This is a genomic window from Kitasatospora sp. NPDC008115, from assembly GCF_042957205.1.
Classification (GTDB): domain Bacteria; phylum Actinomycetota; class Actinomycetes; order Streptomycetales; family Streptomycetaceae; genus Kitasatospora.
This window is the reverse complement of sequence record NZ_JBIBHU010000038.1, coordinates 26036-43119: the sequence shown is the minus strand read 5'-3', so window position 1 is coordinate 43119 and position 17084 is coordinate 26036. Positions and strand designations below refer to the sequence as shown.

The following is a 17084-nucleotide window of genomic DNA, read 5'->3' as shown; positions in this document are numbered from 1 at the left end:
CTGCTACGGGGTGGGGGTGGGTGTGGGGGTGTTGGGGAAGCCGGGGAAGGGGGTGGGGGTGGCGCCCCAGTGGTGGGCGCGGAGGGCGGATTCGCGGAGGGCGTCGGCGGCGAGGGGGCGTTGGGGGGCGGGGACGGCGGCCACCAGGTCGGCGTAGACGGTGGTGAGGCGGGTTTCCAGGTGGGCGGCGAGGCGGGTGGCGGTGGGGGCGTCGGTGACCGGGAAGGGGAGCTGGTAGCCGGGGGCCGCGGCGGTGGGGGTGGCGCCGGCGGCGGTGATGAGGCGTTGCCAGGCGTCGCGGCGGGACTGGTGGGCGGCCAGGGCGGTGCGGGCGTCGGTGCGCTGCTGGTCGTCGGGGAGCCGGGCGCCGACCACGCCGTAGCCGTAGATGGCGGCGTGTTCGGCGCTGAGGGCGTCCTGGAAGGGGGTGGCGGGCTCGCCGGTGGCGGGGGTGGAGGTGGTGCTGGGCGCGGCGGCCGGGGCGGGGTCGCCGAGGGCGACGGCGTGCAGGACGCCGGCCGCGGAGACGGAGGCCAGCAGGCGGGCCAGCTGGGGGGAGGCGGCGCCGAGGTCGGCGAGGCGGGACTGGGCGGTCTGGCGTTCGAGGGTGGCCAGGGCGGCGAGGGTGGTGGGCGCCGTGCCGGCGGGTGGGGTGGGGGTGGTGGGGGGCGTCGTGGTGGTGGGCTGGAGGGCGGCGCGGTGCTGGGCGACCTCGGTGCGCAGGGCCTGGAGCTGGGGGGCCTGGGGGAGGAGGGCGTCATAGCCGGCGAGGAGGAGGTCGGTGGCGGCGACGGCGCGCAGGCGGACCGGCTCGTCGGGTTCGGGGCGGCGGGGGTCGCGGGCCGGGGTGCCGGGGGCGTCGCCGGGCCCGCTGGTGCAGGCGGTGAGGGTTGTGCCGGTGGTGAGGAGCAGCCCGAGGGTCAGGATGGTCCGTCGGCTGGGCGGCTGCATGGGTGTCACTCCGGGGCGTGTACGGGAGGACGGCCTGCCCGCCTGCCCTCGTTGGCGTGAATGATTACAGAATCCTTACGTCCGTGGGCACGGATCGGGTTCGCGGTGACGGCGCGCGGAGGGTGTGAGCTTGCTCGCACCGGGTGAGGCGGGCTCGGGGCCGGAATCGGTGGTTGGGGGTTTCACCGGCTAGGCTTTGGGCCGAGCTGCCGCGACCCGGCCGCGCGCCGCAACGGCGCCGGGGGTGCGGTGCGACCTTCCGACAACAGCAGACGCGGCCGAGGAGTCCACCCGGATGAGCACCACCAACACCGACCGGCTGCGCGCGTTGCTGGAGCCGCTGGCCGCGCAGGCGGGCCTGGACCTGGAGGACGTCAAGGTCACCCAGGCGGGCAGCCGCCGCCAGGTGCAGATCGACGTGGACGCCGACGGCGGTGTGGACCTGGACACCATCGCCGAGTTCAGCCGGGTGGTCGGCGAGGCCCTGGACGAGTCGGACGTGATGGGTTCCGGGGCGTACGTCCTGGAGGTCGGCTCGCCGGGCGCTGAGCGTCCGCTGAGCGTGCCGCGGCACTGGGCGCGGGCCGAGGGCCGGCTGGCCAGGATCCACCTGGTCGACGGCGGGGAGATCGTCGCGCGGGTGCTGGAGGCGGACGAGGACGGCGCGCTGGTCGAGGTGCAGCCGGTGAAGGGCCGCGGCCGGCCCAAGGAGCGCCGGCTGGAGTACGGCGAGGTCGCCCGTGCGCGGGTCCAGGTGGAGTTCAACCGCAAGGACGACGAGCTGCTGCTCGACGAGAACGTGACGAAAGACGAGGAGGCGTAGCCGTGGACATCGACATGAGTGCCCTGCGCACGCTGGTCAGCGAGAAGAACATCCCCTTCGGCCTCGTGGTCGAGTCGATCGAGTCGGCCCTCCTCACCGCGTACCACCGCACCGAGGGCTCGCGCCGTCGCGCCCGGGTCGAGCTGGACCGCAAGAGCGGCCATGTGACGGTCTGGGCGACCGAGGACGCGTCGGAGCTGGAGGAGGGCGTCGAGCCGAAGGAGTTCGACGACACCCCGAGCGGCTTCGGCCGGATCGCCTCCAGCATCGGCATGCAGGTGATGATGCAGCGTCTGCGTGACGCCGCGGACGACCAGACCTTCGGCGAGTACGCGGGCAAGGAGGGCGACATCGTCACCGGTGTCGTCCAGCAGGGCAACGACCCGAAGAACGTGCTGGTCGACATCGGCAAGCTGGAGGCCATCCTCCCGCCGCAGGAGCAGGTCCCGGGTGAGGACTACCGGCACGGCACCCGGCTGAAGTGCTACGTCGTGGCCGTTCGCCGGGGTGTGCGCGGGGCGTCGGTGACGCTGTCGCGCACCCACCCGAACCTGGTGAAGAAGCTGTTCGCGCTGGAGGTCCCGGAGATCGCGGACGGCAGCGTGGAGATCGCGGCGATCGCCCGTGAGGCCGGCCACCGGACCAAGATCGCGGTCTGGTCGCGCCGCCAGGGGCTGAACGCCAAGGGCGCCTGCATCGGTCCGATGGGCTCCCGGGTGCGCGCGGTGATGGGCGAGCTGCACGGCGAGAAGATCGACATCGTCGACTGGTCGGAGGACCCGCGCGAGATGGTCGCCGCCGCGCTGTCCCCCGCACGGGTGACCAGTGTGGAGATCGTCGACGCCGCCCAGCGCTCCGCGCGGGTGATCGTGCCGGACTACCAGCTGTCGCTGGCGATCGGCAAGGAGGGGCAGAACGCCCGCCTGGCCGCGCGTCTCACCGGCTGGCGGATCGACATCCGGCCGGACACCGAGGGTGCCGAGCAGGAATCCGCGGACCAGTAGTCGTTGTTGTCCGAGTGTCCCCGCCGTGCCCTCCGGGGCCGGCGGGGCGGCGCCATGTCCCTTCGGAGGGGTAGACTTGCCTTCGTCTGGCCGGACGCATGTCCGAGCACGCCCGGAACGCACCTGCGTGGGCTGCCGCAAGCGCGCGGCCAAGCACCAGCTGTTGCGTGTCACGGCGGTCGAGGGCGTCTGCGTCCCTGATCCCCGTGGCGCACTGCCTGGCCGGGGCGCTCACCTGCACCCCGATCCGGCCTGCCTCGACCTCGCGGTCCGCCGAAGGGCGTTCCCCCGGGCCTTCCGGCTCCAGGGCGCGCTCGACACCGGGCGGCTCCGCGAGTACATCGAGGAGCGGGTGAGCGTCAGCTCCCCGTGACGGCCCGCCGCTCGCGCGGCGGAGCACCACCGCAACAAGCACGGCGCACGGGCAGCCGTACGCCGTGCCACCAGTCAGGTACCTCGCGATGTGGAAGTAGGTCGAGATTGCGATGAGCACTCGATGAGTACGCGATGAGTACGCGATGGGTACGCCCATGAAGTAGCGACAGTCCGGCGGACGAGACCCCCGGACTCATAGACAGGAGTGAAGTGGCTAAGGTCCGGGTTTACGAACTCGCCAAGGAGCTCGGTTTGGAGAGCAAGGCCGTCATGGCCAAGCTCACCGAGCTGGGTGAGTTCGTCCGTTCGGCGTCCTCGACGATCGAGGCGCCGGTCGTACGCAAGTTGACTGACGCGCTTGGTGTGGCCCCCACCGGTGGTGGTTCCGCTGCCAAGCCGGGCCCGCGGAAGCCCGCGGCGCCCCAGCCCGCGGCCGGTTCGGCCGCGGGTGCACCCAAGCCGGGTGCCCCGACCCCGGGTCCGCGTCCCGCGGCCCCCGGTCCCCGTCCGACCCCGGCCGCCGCCGCCCCGGCGCCGGCCCCCGCCGCCGCCGCGCCCAAGGCGTCCGGCCCGACGCCGGGCCCGCGCCCGGCTCCGCGCCCCGCGGCGCCGGCCGCCCCTGCGGCCGAGTTCTCCTCGCCGGCCCCCGTGACCGGTGAGACCCAGGCCCCGCGCCCGGCCGCCCAGGCTTCGCGTCCGGCCGGCCCCGCCGCCGGCGGCGCCCGTCCGGGCCCGCGTCCGGCCGGTCCGCGTCCGGGCAACAACCCGTTCACCTCGGGCAGTGCCACCGGCATGGCCCGCCCCGGCGACCGCCGTCCCGGCGCGCCGGGTGCGCGTCCGGGTGCTCCGGCCGGCCAGGGCGGCGACCGTCCCCGTCCGGGTGGCGACCGTCCGCGTCCGGGTGGCCAGGGTGCCCCCGGTGCCGGTGCTCCCCGTCCGGGTGGCGACCGTCCGCGTCCGGGTGGCCAGGGTGCCCCCGGTGCCGGTGCCCCCCGTCCGGGTGGCGCCCCGCGTCCCGGTGGCGCGCCGCGTCCGGCCGCTCCGGGTGCCCCGGGTGCCGGTGCTCCGCGCCCCGACGGCATGCCGCGTCCGGCCGGCCCGCGTCCGACCCCGTCGGGCATGCCGCGTCCGAACCCGGGCATGATGCCGCAGCGTCCGGCCGGTCCGGGCCCGCGTCCCGGCCCGGGTGGCCGTGGTCCGGGTGGCCCCGGCGGCCGTCCGGGTGCTCCCGGCGGTGCCCGTCCCGGCTTCCAGGGCCGTCCGGCCGGTCCGGGCTCGCGTCCGGCCGGTGGCGGCGGCTTCGGCGGTCCGCGTCCGGGTGGCGGTGCCCCCGGTGGTGGCGGCGGCTTCGGCCCCCGTCCCGGTGGCTTCGGCGGCCGTCCCGGTGGCCCGGGTGCCCGTGGTGGCACGCAGGGTGCCTTCGGCCGTGGCCCCGGTGGCCGTCCGGCCCGTGGTCGCAAGTCGAAGCGGGCGAAGCGCCAGGAGTACGAGGCCATGCAGGCCCCGTCCGTCGGCGGTGTGATGCTGCCTCGCGGCAACGGCCAGACCGTTCGCCTGTCGAGCGGCGCCTCGCTGATGGACTTCGCGGAGAAGATCAACGCCAACCCGGCCGCGCTCGTCTCCGTCATGTTCAACCTCGGTGAGATGGTCACCGCGACGCAGTCGGTCTCCGACGCGACGCTGCAGCTGCTGGCCGACGAGATGGGCTTCCAGCTCGAGATCGTCAGCCGGGACGACGAGGACCGCGAGCTGCTGGAGTCGTTCGACATCGACTTCGGCGCCGACGAGGGCGACGAGGACCAGCTGGCCCCGCGCCCGCCGGTCGTCACCGTCATGGGTCACGTCGACCACGGTAAGACCCGACTGCTGGACGCGATCCGCAAGTCCAACGTGGTGGCCGGCGAGGCCGGTGGCATCACCCAGCACATCGGCGCCTACCAGGTGGCCACCACGGTGAACGGCGAAGAGCGCCCGATCACCTTCCTCGACACCCCGGGTCACGAGGCGTTCTCCGCCATGCGTGCCCGTGGTGCCAAGTCCACCGACATCGCGATCCTGGTGGTCGCGGCCAACGACGGTGTCATGCCGCAGACGGTCGAGGCGCTCAACCACGCCAAGGCCGCGGGTGTGCCGATCGTGGTCGCCGTCAACAAGATCGACGTCGAGGGCGCCGACCCGACCAAGGTCCGCGGCCAGCTGACCGAGTTCGGCCTGGTGGCCGAGGAGTACGGCGGCGACACCATGTTCGTCGACATCTCCGCGCGCCAGGGCCTGAACATCGACCAGCTGCTGGAGGCCGTGGTCCTGACCGCGGACGCCTCGCTCGACCTGCGGGCCAACCCCGAGCAGGACGCGCAGGGTATCGCCATCGAGGCCCACCTCGACAAGGGCCGCGGTGCCATGGCGACCGTCCTCGTGCAGCGCGGTACCCTCCGCGTCGGCGACTCGATCGTGGTCGGCGACGCCTACGGCCGCGTCCGCGCGATGCTGGACGAGAACGGCAACAGCCTCGCCGAGGCCGGCCCGTCCCGCCCGGTGCTGCTGCTCGGTCTGACCTCGGTGCCCCGCGCCGGCGACAGCTTCATCGTCGTCGACGAGGACCGCACCGCCCGCCAGATCGCCGAGAAGCGCTCGGCCCGCGACCGCAACGCCGCCTTCGCGCAGCGCCGGGTCCGGGTGTCCCTGGAGGACCTGGACAAGGCCATCGCCGCCGGCTCCATCGAGCAGCTCAACCTCATCATCAAGGGTGACGTCTCCGGTTCGGTGGAAGCCCTCGAGGACGCCCTCGTCAAGCTGGACGTGGGCGAGGAGGTCGAGCTCCGGGTCCTGCACCGCGGTGTGGGTGCCATCACCGAGTCCGACGTGGACCTGGCGATGGGCTCGGACGCCATCATCATCGGCTTCAACGTGCGCGCCGAAGGCCGTGCGCGCGCCGCGGCCGACAAGGAAGGCGTGGACGTCCGGTACTACTCGGTCATCTACCAGGCGATCGAGGAGATCGAGAACGCCCTCAAGGGCATGCTCAAGCCGGAGTACGAGGAGGTGCGCCTCGGCGCCGCGGAGATCCGCGAGGTCTTCCGCTCCTCCAAGTTCGGCAACATCGCCGGTGTCCTGGTCCGCGACGGCATCATCCGCCGCAACGCCAAGGCCCGCCTGCTGCGCGACGGCAAGGTCGTGGCGGAGAGCCTCAACATCGAGGGTCTGCGCCGCTTCAAGGACGACGCGACCGAGGTCCGCGAGGGCTTCGAGGCCGGTGTGACCCTGGGCTCGTTCAACGACATCAAGGTCGAGGACATCATCGAGACCTACGAGATGCGCGAGAAGCCGCGCGCGTAAGCGGGTGGCTGCCGGGGCCGGTCGACGGATGGAATTTCCGTCGACCGGCCCCGGTCCTGCTGTGTAGGGTCCGGGGAGCGGTCCGGTTCAGGGCCGCTCCCCGAGGCCTTCAGGTCGGCTAGACCTGTCACACATGTTCGTGGGAACACTCACCTTCGACCTGCTGCTGGGCGACGTCCGGTCGCTCAAGGAGAAACGGTCGATCGTGCGGCCCATCGTGGCCGAACTGCAGCGCAAGTACAGCGTGTGCGCTGCCGAAACCGGGAACCAGGACCTGCACCGCAGGGCCGAGATCGGCCTGGCGGTGGTGTCCGGCGAGGCCGGGTACATCACCGAGGTCCTGGACAGCTGTGAGCGGTTGGTCGCCGGCCGCCCCGAGGTGCAGTTGCTCTCCGCCAGGAGGCGCTACCACAACGACGACGACGAATGAGGACTGTGGAGCCGGTCGGCGCGAGTCGCCGTTCTCACACAGATCAGGACCGAGAGCGCCCACAAGGCTGGGCGCGGGCCGGTACTTTGGGGCAGGGGCCCCGACGGGCGCGCAGCACGCCCGGGTACCCGGCCCACTGCACGAGGAGGCAACGTGACCGACACCGCAAGGGCGCGCAAGCTCGCCGACCGCATCCAGGTGGTCGTCGCCCAGACCCTGGAGCGCCGGATCAAGGACCCGCGACTCGGGTTCGTGACCATCACCGACGCACGGGTGACCGGGGACCTGCGCGAGGCCACCGTCTTCTACACCGTCTTCGGCGACGACACCGAGCGTGAGGCCACGGCCGCCGCGCTGGAGAGCGCCAAGGGCGTGCTCCGCTCCGAGGTCGGCAAGCAGACCGGGGTGCGCTTCACCCCGACGCTGACCTTCGTCGCGGACGCGCTGCCCGAGAACGCCCGGAACATCGACGACCTGCTCGACCGGGCCCGGGCCATCGACGCCGCGGTGCGCACCACCGCCGCGGGCGCGACCTACGCCGGCGACGCGGACCCGTACAAGGTCCCGGCGTCCGAGCGTGACGACGAGGACGAGTAGTCATGGCGGGTGAGCCGGCGGCGGCCGGTTCCGCGGCCGGTACCGGTTCGACCACGGGGGCGTCCTCCACCGACACGGTGGAGGACGCCCTCGCGGTGCTTCCGGGACCGCGCTCCGAGGAGAGCGGGTCCGAGCTGGTCTGGCAGCAGGTGGTCGCGGAGATCGGGCGGGCCCGGTCGGTCGACCTGATCTGCCACATCTGCCCGGACGGCGACGCGCTCGGTTCCGCGCTGGCGGCCGCGCTGGCCCTGCGCGGGCTGGGCAAGGAGGTCCGGGTCTCCTTCGGGGACGACCCGCAGATCGTCCCCGAGTCGCTGGCCTTCCTGCCCGGCCAGGAGCTGATCGTGCCGGCCGCGGCCGTGCCCGACACCCCCGAACTGGTGCTCTGCTTCGACGTCGCGGCGGAGAGCCGGCTCGGCCTGCTGCACGACAAGGCCTTCGCCGCGCCGGTGCTGGCCGTCCTCGACCACCACGCCTCCAACCCCGGCTTCGGCACCCACCAGCTGATCGACCCGGGCGCCCCGGCGACCGCCGTCCTGGTGGACGAACTGCTGCGTCGGCTCGGTGTGGAGCTGGACCAGGACCTGGCCACCTGCCTCTACACCGGGGTCGCCACCGACACCGGCTCGTTCAAGTACCGGGCCACCACCCCGGCGACGCACGAGCTGGCCGCGCGGCTGCTGGCCACCGGCATCCGGCAGGACCTCATCTCCCGGCAGCTGTGGGACACCTCCTCCTTCGGCTACCTCAAGGTGCTGGCCGGGGCGCTCGACCGGGCCGTCTACGAGCCGGAGGCGGCGGACGGGCTGGGCCTGGTGTGGACCTGGGTGCCGTACCAGGACCTGGTGCTGTTCAGCGTGACCGTCGAGGAGATCGAGGGCCTGATCGACATCCTGCGCCGCCCCGCCGAGGCCGAGGTGGCGCTGGTGCTCAAGCAGGACCCGGACGGCACGCTGCGCGGCTCCTCGCGCTCCAAGGGCGCGGTGGACGTCGCGGCGGCCTGCGCCGAGCTGGGCGGCGGCGGGCACGTCTACGCGGCCGGCTTCTCGGCCCGGGAGGACGTCGACGTGGTGGTGGAGCGTTTCCGGGCCGCGCTGCGGGTTCGGTAGCTTTGCGGTGCGGTTGATGTGTGTAGGGCTTTGACAGAGAGAACTTGATGAAGCGCAAAGGCACCGGTCCGGACGGCCTGGTCATCGTCGACAAGCCGGAGGGCATCACCTCGCACGGGGTGGTCGCCAAGCTGCGGTGGCTGGCCGGGACACGGAAGGTCGGCCACGCCGGCACCCTCGATCCGATGGCCACCGGTGTGCTGGTGATCGGGGTCGAGCGGGCCACCCGGCTGCTCGGCCATCTGATGCTCACCGCCAAGACGTACGAGGCGACCGTCCGGCTCGGCCAGACCACCGTCACCGACGACCGGGAGGGCGAGGTCACCGCGTCGACCCCGGCCGACGCGGTGAGCCGGGAGGCGATCGACGCCGGGATCGCCGCGCTCACCGGCGAGATCATGCAGGTGCCGTCCAAGGTCAGCGCGATCAAGATCGACGGCAAGCGGTCGTACGCGCGGGTGCGCGAGGGCGAGGACTTCGAGCTCGCCGCCCGGCCGACCACCATCCACGCGTTCACCGTGCACGGGCAGCGCGCGGCGGTGGCCGAGGACGGCACGCCGGTGATCGACCTCGACGTCACCGTGGAGTGCTCCTCCGGCACCTACATCCGGGCGCTCGCCCGGGACCTCGGCGCCGGGCTCGGCGTCGGCGGCCATCTGACGGCGCTGCGGCGCACCAGGGTCGGGCCGTACGGGGTGGAGTCGGCGCGCACCCTGGACCAGCTGGAGGCGGCGGTCACCAGCGGCTCCGCCGCGGGGTTGGAGGTGCTGCCGATCGCCGATGCCGCGGCGGCCGCCTTCCCGCGCTGGGACCTCGACGCCGACCAGGCGAAGCAGCTCTCGCACGGCGCCCGGCTGAAGGCGCCCGGGATGGGCGTGGACGGGCCGATCGCGGTGTTCGGGCCGGACGGCACCTTCCTGGCCCTGGTGGAGGAGAAGGGCGGCCAGGCCCGGCCGGTCGCCGTCTTCGTCGGCTGACCGGAGCGCACGCGACCGGGGGACCGGGGGATTCACCCGCGCGGGGGAGCGCGCGAGGTGAACGGCGGTCGTGACCGGCGCGGGCGCGGTCGGTCCGCGTTCGCGCCGGGCAGGCTCCCCGGCGGCGAGCAGGTCGCCGCGACGAGTCCACTCCCGGGCCGGCCGGCCCTGCGGGGAGGGCTGCGGGCATGCCGGGACTGCGGGGCTTCAGGGCCCTTTCGGGGGAGGCCGACGCCGGGACGGGCGAGGCCGGGGCGGGCGACGCGGGCCGTTCACTGCTGCGGATCCGCGACCGGGACGGACGGCTGCGCGGGCTCGGCTTCGTCGTCGACCGGCAGGGCACCGTCCTCACCGCCCATGAGGCCGTCGCGGACCTCGACGGGATCGTCCTGCACCTCTCCGACGGGCGGAGCCGGGCGGTGGGCCCGGAGCACGTCAGGCCGCTGCCCGGGCGCGGGCTCGCCCTGCTGTGCGCCGACCCGGCCGACGGGCCGCCCGGCCCGCCGCTGCCGCTGGCCGCTCCACCGGAGGCTGGGGACGGCGAGGGGCTGCTGGTTCCCGTCCCGGTGCGGGGCGAGGGGCGCGCGGACGGGCGGACGGTGCTGCTGCGGTGCGGGCCCGCCGCGATCACCGGGGCGGTGTACCCGCAGGCAGGCCACTTCCATCCGATCGGCGGCGTGCTGCTGCTCGACGTCCCCTCCGCGGCGGACGCGGCGGCCGTACCCGCCGGGGCGCCGGTGCTGGACGCCGCCAGCGGCGCGGTGGTCGCCGTGGTCGCGCCCGGGTTGCGCACCCCCGGGCGGCCGGGGCCGCCGACCGCCGTCCCGGTGCTGGTCGCCGGGGCGATCGAGCCGGCGCTCGCCGAGGTGCTGGCGCGCAACGCGACCGACGTTCCCGGGTACGGGCGCGCGCTCAATCCCGCCGGGGTGCTGAGGCTCACCGCCGCCCAGGTCGCGGCGGCGGGCGCGGGTCCGGGCCGGGTGGCGGCCCTGGCGGCCGACCGGGTGGACCGCCCCGACGGCCTGGCGGAGTGGGCCGAGCTGTTGACGACCGGGAGCGCGGCCGGGGACGGGGGCGCGCCGATTGGGCTGCACTCCGGGCCTTCGGGGGTGTTCGGGGGCGCGGAGCCCGGCTGTCACGCCGGGGTGGTGGCGCTGGTGGGGGCGGCCGGGTCGGGGCGGAGCACCGAGGCGGCGGCCGTGGCCGCGCGGCGCGGGGGCGGGCGGTTCCCGCAGCCCACGGTGTGGCTGCGCGGCGCCGATCTGACGGCCGGGGACCTCTCGCTCGCGGGGGCGGTGGAGCGGGCACTCGCGTCGGCGGCGGCCGGGCTGGAGGTGCCGCCACCGGGGGCGGCTGCGGTGGCGGCGCTCTGCGCGGCGGCCGGGCGGCCACTGCTGGTGGTGCTGGACGGTCCTGAGGAGTCGCCGGTACCGCTCGGCGCGGACTGGCTGCTGGCCTCGGCCGGGTGGCTGGCGGTGAACGGTGCGCGGCTGCTGACCACCTGCGGGGAGGAGGCCTGGGCGGGGCTGGCGCCGGGTGCGGCGGCGGGCGACCTCCTGCTGCCGGTCGGCGGCACGGGTCGGCGGGCGGGGACGGTACGGGTGGTGGTCCGGCGGCTCGGGCCGCTGCCCGACGGGGCGGCGGAGCGGGTGCGGCGCCGGTACGGACTCCCGCCGGGGTGGCCGGCGCCGGCGGACGCCCGGCACCCGCTGGCGGTGCGGCTGGCGGGGGAGCTGTGGGCGGAGGGGCTGCGCGGGGAGCCGGTGCGGCGCGGCGAGCTGTTCGCCGCCCACCTCGACCTGTGCTGCCTGCGGGTGGCCCGGCGGCTCGCCGAGGACGGCCGCTCCCGGCGGCCCGGGGCCCACCGGCGGGGCGCCGCCCGGCCGGCCGGGGAGGGCACCGGGCGGGTGCGGCGGACGGCGGCGGCGGTGGCCGGCCGGGTGCACGAGGCGGCGCGGCGGATGCTCGGCGCCGGGGAGGGCGGCCTGGGCCGGGCCGCGTTCGAGGAGCTGTTCCCGGCAGCCGGCGGGTGGGCGGCGGCCGTCCTGGCGGAGGGGCTGTTCGTCCCGGCCGGGTCCGGCCACCGCTTCGCGCACGGGGAGTTCGCGGACTGGCTGCAGGGACTGCACCTGGACCTGGACGCGGCGCTGCGGCTGCTGCTCGGCGAGGCCGCGGACACCCCCTCCCCGCCCGCGGACGGGACGGCCGGTCTCCGGACGCCCGGCGCGTGCGCGACCGTGCCGCGCCACCGGATCGGCCCGGTGGCCGCCGCGCTCCGGCGGATCGGCGAGACCTGGGGCGCGCCGGCCCTCGATCCGTGGCTGCACCGGCTCTGGCGGGCCGTGGACCTGCGCCCGCCGGGCAGCGAACCCGGCTGGTGGGCCGCCGCCCTGCTCACCGAGGGCCTGGCCGCCAGCCCCGGCATCGGCGAACACCGGGCGCTGCTGGAGCAGTTGGCCGAGCGGATCGTCGAACGGGCCGCCGCCGCGGGCGGGTTCGAGCGGCTTCCGGCGCCGGGGCTGGGCGGATTCGGTCCGGCGTTCTGGGCCGCCCTGGGGCTGCCTCCAAAGCGCGAACTGGACCTGCTCCGGCGGCTGGTGGCCGCCGACGGGCCGGAGCGGCCGTTCCTCACCGCGACGGCCGGGCGGCTGCGCGCCGATCCGGCGGGCGTGGTGCCGCTGCTCTGCGCCTGGTTCGGTGATCCGCGCGGCCTGCCCGGCCGCCAAGGGGTCACCGTCGCCGACCTCGCGCACGACCTGCTGTTCGCCCACCGGGCGCTGGCCCTGGACGAGTTGACCGAGGCGCTGGCCGGGGCCGCGCACCCCCGGGCGGACGCGCTGCTGGCCGTGCTGGCCGTCGAGGAGCCGTCGGCGCTCTGCCGCGCGGTGGACCGCTGGAGCCACGACGCCCGGCCCGAGCGGCACGTCGCCGCCGCGGTGCACGCGCTGCGCACCGCCCCGTACGCCCGCGGCGCCGGGCCCGAGCTGCTGAGGTTCACCGCGCTGGCGCTGCTGGCCAGGGAGGACGAGCCGGCCCTGCACGGCGCCGCGCTCGCGCTGCTGCTGCGGGACGAGCGGAGCCGGGCCGGGCACCTGGCGGCGGCGCTGGCCGCGTACCGGCGCGGCGAGGACCGCTTCCTGACCGTGCGGGCACTGGCCCCGGCGCTGGAGAGCGACCCGGAGCCGGTCCTCGCGGCGCTGGCCGACCGGCTGGGCGTCCCGGCCGGCCCGGCTCCGTCCACCTCGGAGCGGACCGCGGCGCCGGTGGCCGGGACGCTGCGGGTGCTGGCCGACGCCCGGGCGCCGCTGGCCACCCGGCGCGGCGCCGAACTGGCGGCCCGGCTGCTGCGGGACCGGCCGGCCCTGGCCGGGCCGGTCGCCGTCGACTACCTGGGCCGCCGGCTGGCGCACGGCACGGTCGCGGGGGCGCCGGCCCGGCTGGAGCTGCGGCTGCTGCTGAGCAGCGCGCTGGCGGCCCGCGCGGTGGCCGTCCGCCGGCCGTTCGCCGAGGTGCTGTCCCGGCCGGTGCCCGACCCGGTGGCGGACGCCCTGCGCTGCGAGCTGCTGGACACCCTGCTGGCCACCGAGGGGGACCCGGAGGTGCTGGCCGCCGCCGTCGCCGGGCTGGCCGAGCACTGCGCGGCGGAGCGCCCGGCCCGGGCCCGCGCGGTGCTGGTCCGGGCGGCCGCCGGGCTGCCGGACGCGGACGCGCTGCTGGTGCGCTGCGCCGGCCGCTCGGCGGCGTTCGCCGCGCTGCTGGCGCGCTGGCCGCGGGACGAGCGCCCGGCCCGCCCGGTCGGGCCGCGGCTGGACCGGCTGCGTGCCCTGGTGGCGGCCGGCCGGGACCCGCAGTACGCGGCGGCGGAGGCCGAGCGCGCGGGCGCTCCCGGGAGGCCGTGGACGCCCGCCGCCGGGCCCCGGCACCCGGTGGTGCGCCCAACCTGCCTTCCGGTGCCGAACTCGGGACAGGCGCATGGCACGCTATAGGGGTTCGGGTTTTGAGCGTTTGAGCGTACGGACGGTACGCGCCGTAGGGAACAAGGAGCGGTCAGGTGCAGCGCTGGCGTGGCCTGGAGGAGATCCCCGATGACTGGGGACGCAGCGTCGTCACCATCGGCTCGTTCGACGGGGTGCACCGCGGACACCAGCTGATCATCAACCGGGTGGTCGAGCGCGCCCGTGAGCGGGGCGTCCGCTCGGTGGTGGTCACGTTCGACCCGCACCCGAGCGAGGTGGTCCGCCCGGGCAGCCACCCGCCGCTGCTCGCCCCGCAGCCGCGCCGGGCGGAGCTCATCGAGGAACTGGGCGTGGACGCGGTGCTGGTGCTCCCGTTCACCACCGAGTTCTCCAAGGAGTCGCCGGAGGAGTTCTTCCGGCAGGTGCTGGTGGACGCGCTGCACGCCTGCCTGGTCGTCGAGGGGCCGAACTTCCGCTTCGGCCACCGGGCGGCGGGCGACGTCGCGCTGCTGGCCGAGCTGGGCCGGGCCGCGGACTGCGGCGTCGAGGTGGTCGACCTCCAGGTGCGCGGCTCGGTGGGGGACGGCGAGCCGTTCTCCTCGACGCTGACCCGCCGCCTGGTCGGGTCCGGCGACGTGGCCGGGGCGGCGGAGGTGCTGGGCCGCCCGCACCGGGTGGAGGGCGTGGTGGTGCGCGGCGCGCAGCGCGGCCGCGAACTGGGTTACCCGACCGCCAACGTGGAGACCGTGCCGCACAGCGCGATCCCGGCCGACGGCGTGTACGCGGGCTGGTTGACGGCCGAGGGCGAGCGGATGCCGGCCGCGATCTCGGTGGGCACCAACCCGACCTTCGACGGCACCGCGCGCACCGTCGAGGCGTACGCCATCGACCGGGTCGGCCTGGACCTCTACGGGCTGCACGTGGCGGTGGAGTTCCTGGTCTACCTGCGCGGGATGGAGAAGTTCGACTCCATCGAGGCGCTGCTGGACCGGATGGCCGACGACGTGAAGCGCGCCCGCGAGCTGACCGAGACCGGCTGACCCGGCACCGCCGCGGACGCACGAGGGCCCGTCGACCGGGAAGGTCGGCGGGCCCTCGGCGTCGGCTCCTGCGGGCGGCTCGCTCCGGCCGCCGCCCGCTACTGCTGCTGCGGCGGGGCGGGCGGCGGGTAGCCGTAGCCGGGCGGCGGCTGGTGGCCCTCCTCGGGCGGCTGGGCGTAGCCGTACCCGGGGGCCGGCGGGGCGGGCGGCTGCTGCCACTCCGGGGCCGGCGCCGGGGCCGGGGCGGCGGGCTGGGCGCCCTGCTGCGGGGGGTAGCCGTACCCGGGCGGGGGCGGCGGGGTCTGCCCGGGCTGCTGGGCCCAGGGCGCGCCCGGCGCGGGCTGGGCGCCGGGCTGGCCGGGCTGCTGCGGGTAGCCGTACGGGTACGGCTGGCCGTACGGCGGCTGGGGCTGCGGACCGGTCTGCGGCTGTCCGTAGTTCGGCGCCGGGGGCTGCGGCTGGGCCGCCTGCTGGTGGGGCTGCTGCCAGCTCGCCTGCTGGGCGGCGGCCTGCTGGGCCCGGACGATGTCCTCGCCGACCAGGGTGGCCAGGTCGAAGTAGGCCTCGCGGACCTTGGGCCGCATCATGTCGAGGTTGACCTCGGCGCCGGCCGCCAGGCTCTCGTCGAACGGCACCACGACCACGCCCCGGCAGCGGGTCTGGAAGTGCGCGACGATGTCCTCGACCTTGATCATCTTGGCCGTCTCGCGGACCCCGGAGACCACCGTGATGGACCGCTGCACCAGGTCGGCGTAGCCGTGCGCGGAGAGCCAGTCCAGGGTGGTGGAGGCGGACGAGGCGCCGTCCACGCTGGGTGTGGAGACGATGATCAGCTGGTCGGCGAGGTCCAGCACCCCGCGCATCGCGCTGTAGAGCAGGCCGGTGCCGGAGTCGGTCAGGATGATCGGGTACTGGCGGCCCAGCACCTCGATGACCTGGCGGTAGTCCGAGTCGTTGAAGGTGGTCGACACGGCCGGGTCGACGTCGTTCGCCAGGATCTCCAGGCCCGAGTGCAGGTCCTGCGAGGTGAACTGACGGATGTCCATGTAGCTGCGCAGGTGCGGGATGGCCGTCACCAGGTCGCGGATGGTGGCGCCGGTCTGCCGCTTGACCCGGCGGCCGAGGGTGCCGGCGTCCGGGTTGGCGTCGATCGCGATCACCTTGTCCTGGCGCTCGCTGGCCAGCGTCGCGCCGAGGGCGGTGGTGGTCGTGGTCTTGCCGACGCCGCCCTTGAGGCTGATCACCGCGATCCGGTAGCAGCTGAGCACCGGGGTGCGGATGATCTCCAGCTTGCGGGCCTTCTCGGCGGCGGCCGCCTTGCCGCCGAACTGGAAGCGCGGCTGCTGGCGCTGCTGCTTCGGCTGGCTGCGCAGCAGCCGGTCCGAGGACAGCTCGACGGCGGCGGTGTAGCCGAGCGGCGCGCCGTGCGCGGTCTGCTGCGGGGCGCCGGCCTGCTGGAAGGCGGCGGGCGCGGCCGGCTGCTGGCCGCCCCACTGCGGGGCGCCGGGCTGCGGCTGCGCGGGCTGCTGGTAGGCGCCGGGCTGCGGCCAGCCGCCCGCGCGCGGGTCGGCGGCGGGCGGCGCGGCCTGACCGGGCTGGGGCTGGCCGGGCTGCGGCTGGCCGGGCTGGGCCTGCGGTGCCTGCTGGGCGGCGGCCCAGGCGGCCGGGTCCTGCGGGTAGGGCTGCGGCTGGCCCGGCGTCCCCGGATACGGCTGCGGCTGGGCGGGGCCCGGGTACGGCTGGGGCGCCGACGGGTCGGCCGGCGGCCAGCTGTAGCCCGCGGCCGGTCCGGGCGCGGGGGCAGGGGCAGGGGCAGGGGCGGGGATCGGAGCGGGCGCCGGGACGGGTTCCGGTGCCGGGACGGCGTGCGCGGCCGGGCCGGCCGGCGGTACGACGGAGGCCTCGGCCGGGGCGTGCGGAGCCGCCCCGGGGACACCGGGACCGGGCACGGGCGCGGGAGCGGGCGCCGGGGCGGGCACGGGCGCGGCGGCCTCCATCGGCTGCGGCTGGACCGGCGGCTGAGGCTGAGGCTGCGGCTGCGCCACCGGGACGGGTGCCTGGGCCTGCTCGGCAACGGCCGGCGGCACCACGGTCGGCGCGGGTACGGGCGCAGGCGCGGGCGCGGGTGCAGGCGCGGGAACGGGCGCCGCCACCGCTTCCGGGGCAGGAGCCGGGACCGGCGCCGGCGTGGCCGCCGGAGCGGACGCCCCGCCCGGAGGCGGCGTCACCTGCGCACCCGGCGCGGCCTCTCCCGCCGCCGGCGCCGGAGCAGCCGCGGCGTCCGTCTGCACGTACCAGGACGGGGGAGTGTAGTCGGGCGCGTCGGACCAGTCGTCGTCGTCCTCCGCCGCGTTGTCGCCGACGTAGACGCCGTCCCGATCGCTGCTCACCTAGGCTCCCTCGTGTTCGCCGCCGCACGTTCGCGGTGCCGTTGCCGTCTCACAGCCTAGGCCGTGGGCCACCCCCGGCTGAAGGCGGTGCCGCAA

The 17084-nt window shown here is 75.9% G+C and carries 12 protein-coding genes; 10 read left to right on the top strand and 2 right to left on the bottom strand.

Annotation, left to right across the window (positions count from 1 at the left end):
* Window positions 1-3 precede the first annotated feature (3 nt).
* Window positions 4-951, bottom strand: coding sequence for a ferritin-like domain-containing protein (locus tag ACFZBX_RS33815; protein ID WP_391537624.1), 948 nt, complete (start codon window positions 949-951; stop codon window positions 4-6).
* Between the two features lie 295 nt (window positions 952-1246).
* Here ACFZBX_RS33815 and rimP point away from each other — a divergent pair, with 295 nt between their 5' ends.
* From rimP to ACFZBX_RS33765, 10 genes are all read left to right on the top strand, one after another.
* Window positions 1247-1774, top strand: a complete 528-nt coding sequence (gene rimP, locus ACFZBX_RS33810) for a ribosome maturation factor RimP (protein ID WP_391537623.1) — start codon at window positions 1247-1249, stop codon at window positions 1772-1774.
* Between the two features lie 2 nt (window positions 1775-1776).
* Entirely contained in the window at window positions 1777-2778 is a 1002-nt protein-coding gene (nusA, locus tag ACFZBX_RS33805) for a transcription termination factor NusA (protein ID WP_391537622.1), read from the top strand.
* A 127-nt stretch (window positions 2779-2905) separates the two neighbouring features.
* Window positions 2906-3151, top strand: a complete 246-nt coding sequence (locus ACFZBX_RS33800; RefSeq protein ID WP_391537621.1) for a YlxR family protein — start codon at window positions 2906-2908, stop codon at window positions 3149-3151.
* A 212-nt stretch (window positions 3152-3363) separates the two neighbouring features.
* A complete protein-coding gene (gene infB, locus ACFZBX_RS33795) occupies window positions 3364-6489 on the top strand; it encodes a translation initiation factor IF-2 (protein WP_391537620.1) in 3126 nt (1041 codons plus the stop codon).
* A gap of 133 nt (window positions 6490-6622) precedes the next feature.
* The gene (locus ACFZBX_RS33790) at window positions 6623-6919 is read left to right on the top strand and encodes a DUF503 domain-containing protein (RefSeq protein WP_380763773.1); all 297 of its coding nucleotides are present in this window, start codon (window positions 6623-6625) and stop codon (window positions 6917-6919) included.
* Window positions 6920-7072: 153 nt separating this feature from the next.
* Window positions 7073-7516, top strand: a complete 444-nt coding sequence (gene rbfA, locus ACFZBX_RS33785; protein ID WP_350571237.1) for a 30S ribosome-binding factor RbfA — start codon at window positions 7073-7075, stop codon at window positions 7514-7516.
* Window positions 7517-7518: 2 nt separating this feature from the next.
* The gene (locus ACFZBX_RS33780; protein ID WP_391537619.1) at window positions 7519-8625 is read left to right on the top strand and encodes a bifunctional oligoribonuclease/PAP phosphatase NrnA; all 1107 of its coding nucleotides are present in this window, start codon (window positions 7519-7521) and stop codon (window positions 8623-8625) included.
* Between the two features lie 47 nt (window positions 8626-8672).
* Complete coding sequence (gene truB, locus ACFZBX_RS33775) at window positions 8673-9602, top strand: tRNA pseudouridine(55) synthase TruB (protein ID WP_391537618.1); 930 nt, start codon at window positions 8673-8675, stop codon at window positions 9600-9602.
* A 188-nt stretch (window positions 9603-9790) separates the two neighbouring features.
* Window positions 9791-13588 carry a serine protease gene (locus ACFZBX_RS33770; RefSeq protein WP_391537617.1) on the top strand — a complete coding sequence of 1266 codons (3798 nt, stop codon included), beginning with the start codon at window positions 9791-9793 and terminating at the stop codon, window positions 13586-13588.
* Between the two features lie 65 nt (window positions 13589-13653).
* Window positions 13654-14598, top strand: coding sequence for a bifunctional riboflavin kinase/FAD synthetase (locus ACFZBX_RS33765; protein WP_391537616.1), 945 nt, complete (start codon window positions 13654-13656; stop codon window positions 14596-14598).
* A 98-nt stretch (window positions 14599-14696) separates the two neighbouring features.
* On the opposite strand, the gene ACFZBX_RS33760 is transcribed toward ACFZBX_RS33765, so the two are convergent.
* A complete protein-coding gene (locus ACFZBX_RS33760; RefSeq protein ID WP_391537615.1) occupies window positions 14697-16988 on the bottom strand; it encodes a MinD/ParA family protein in 2292 nt (763 codons plus the stop codon).
* Window positions 16989-17084: the final 96 nt, after the last annotated feature.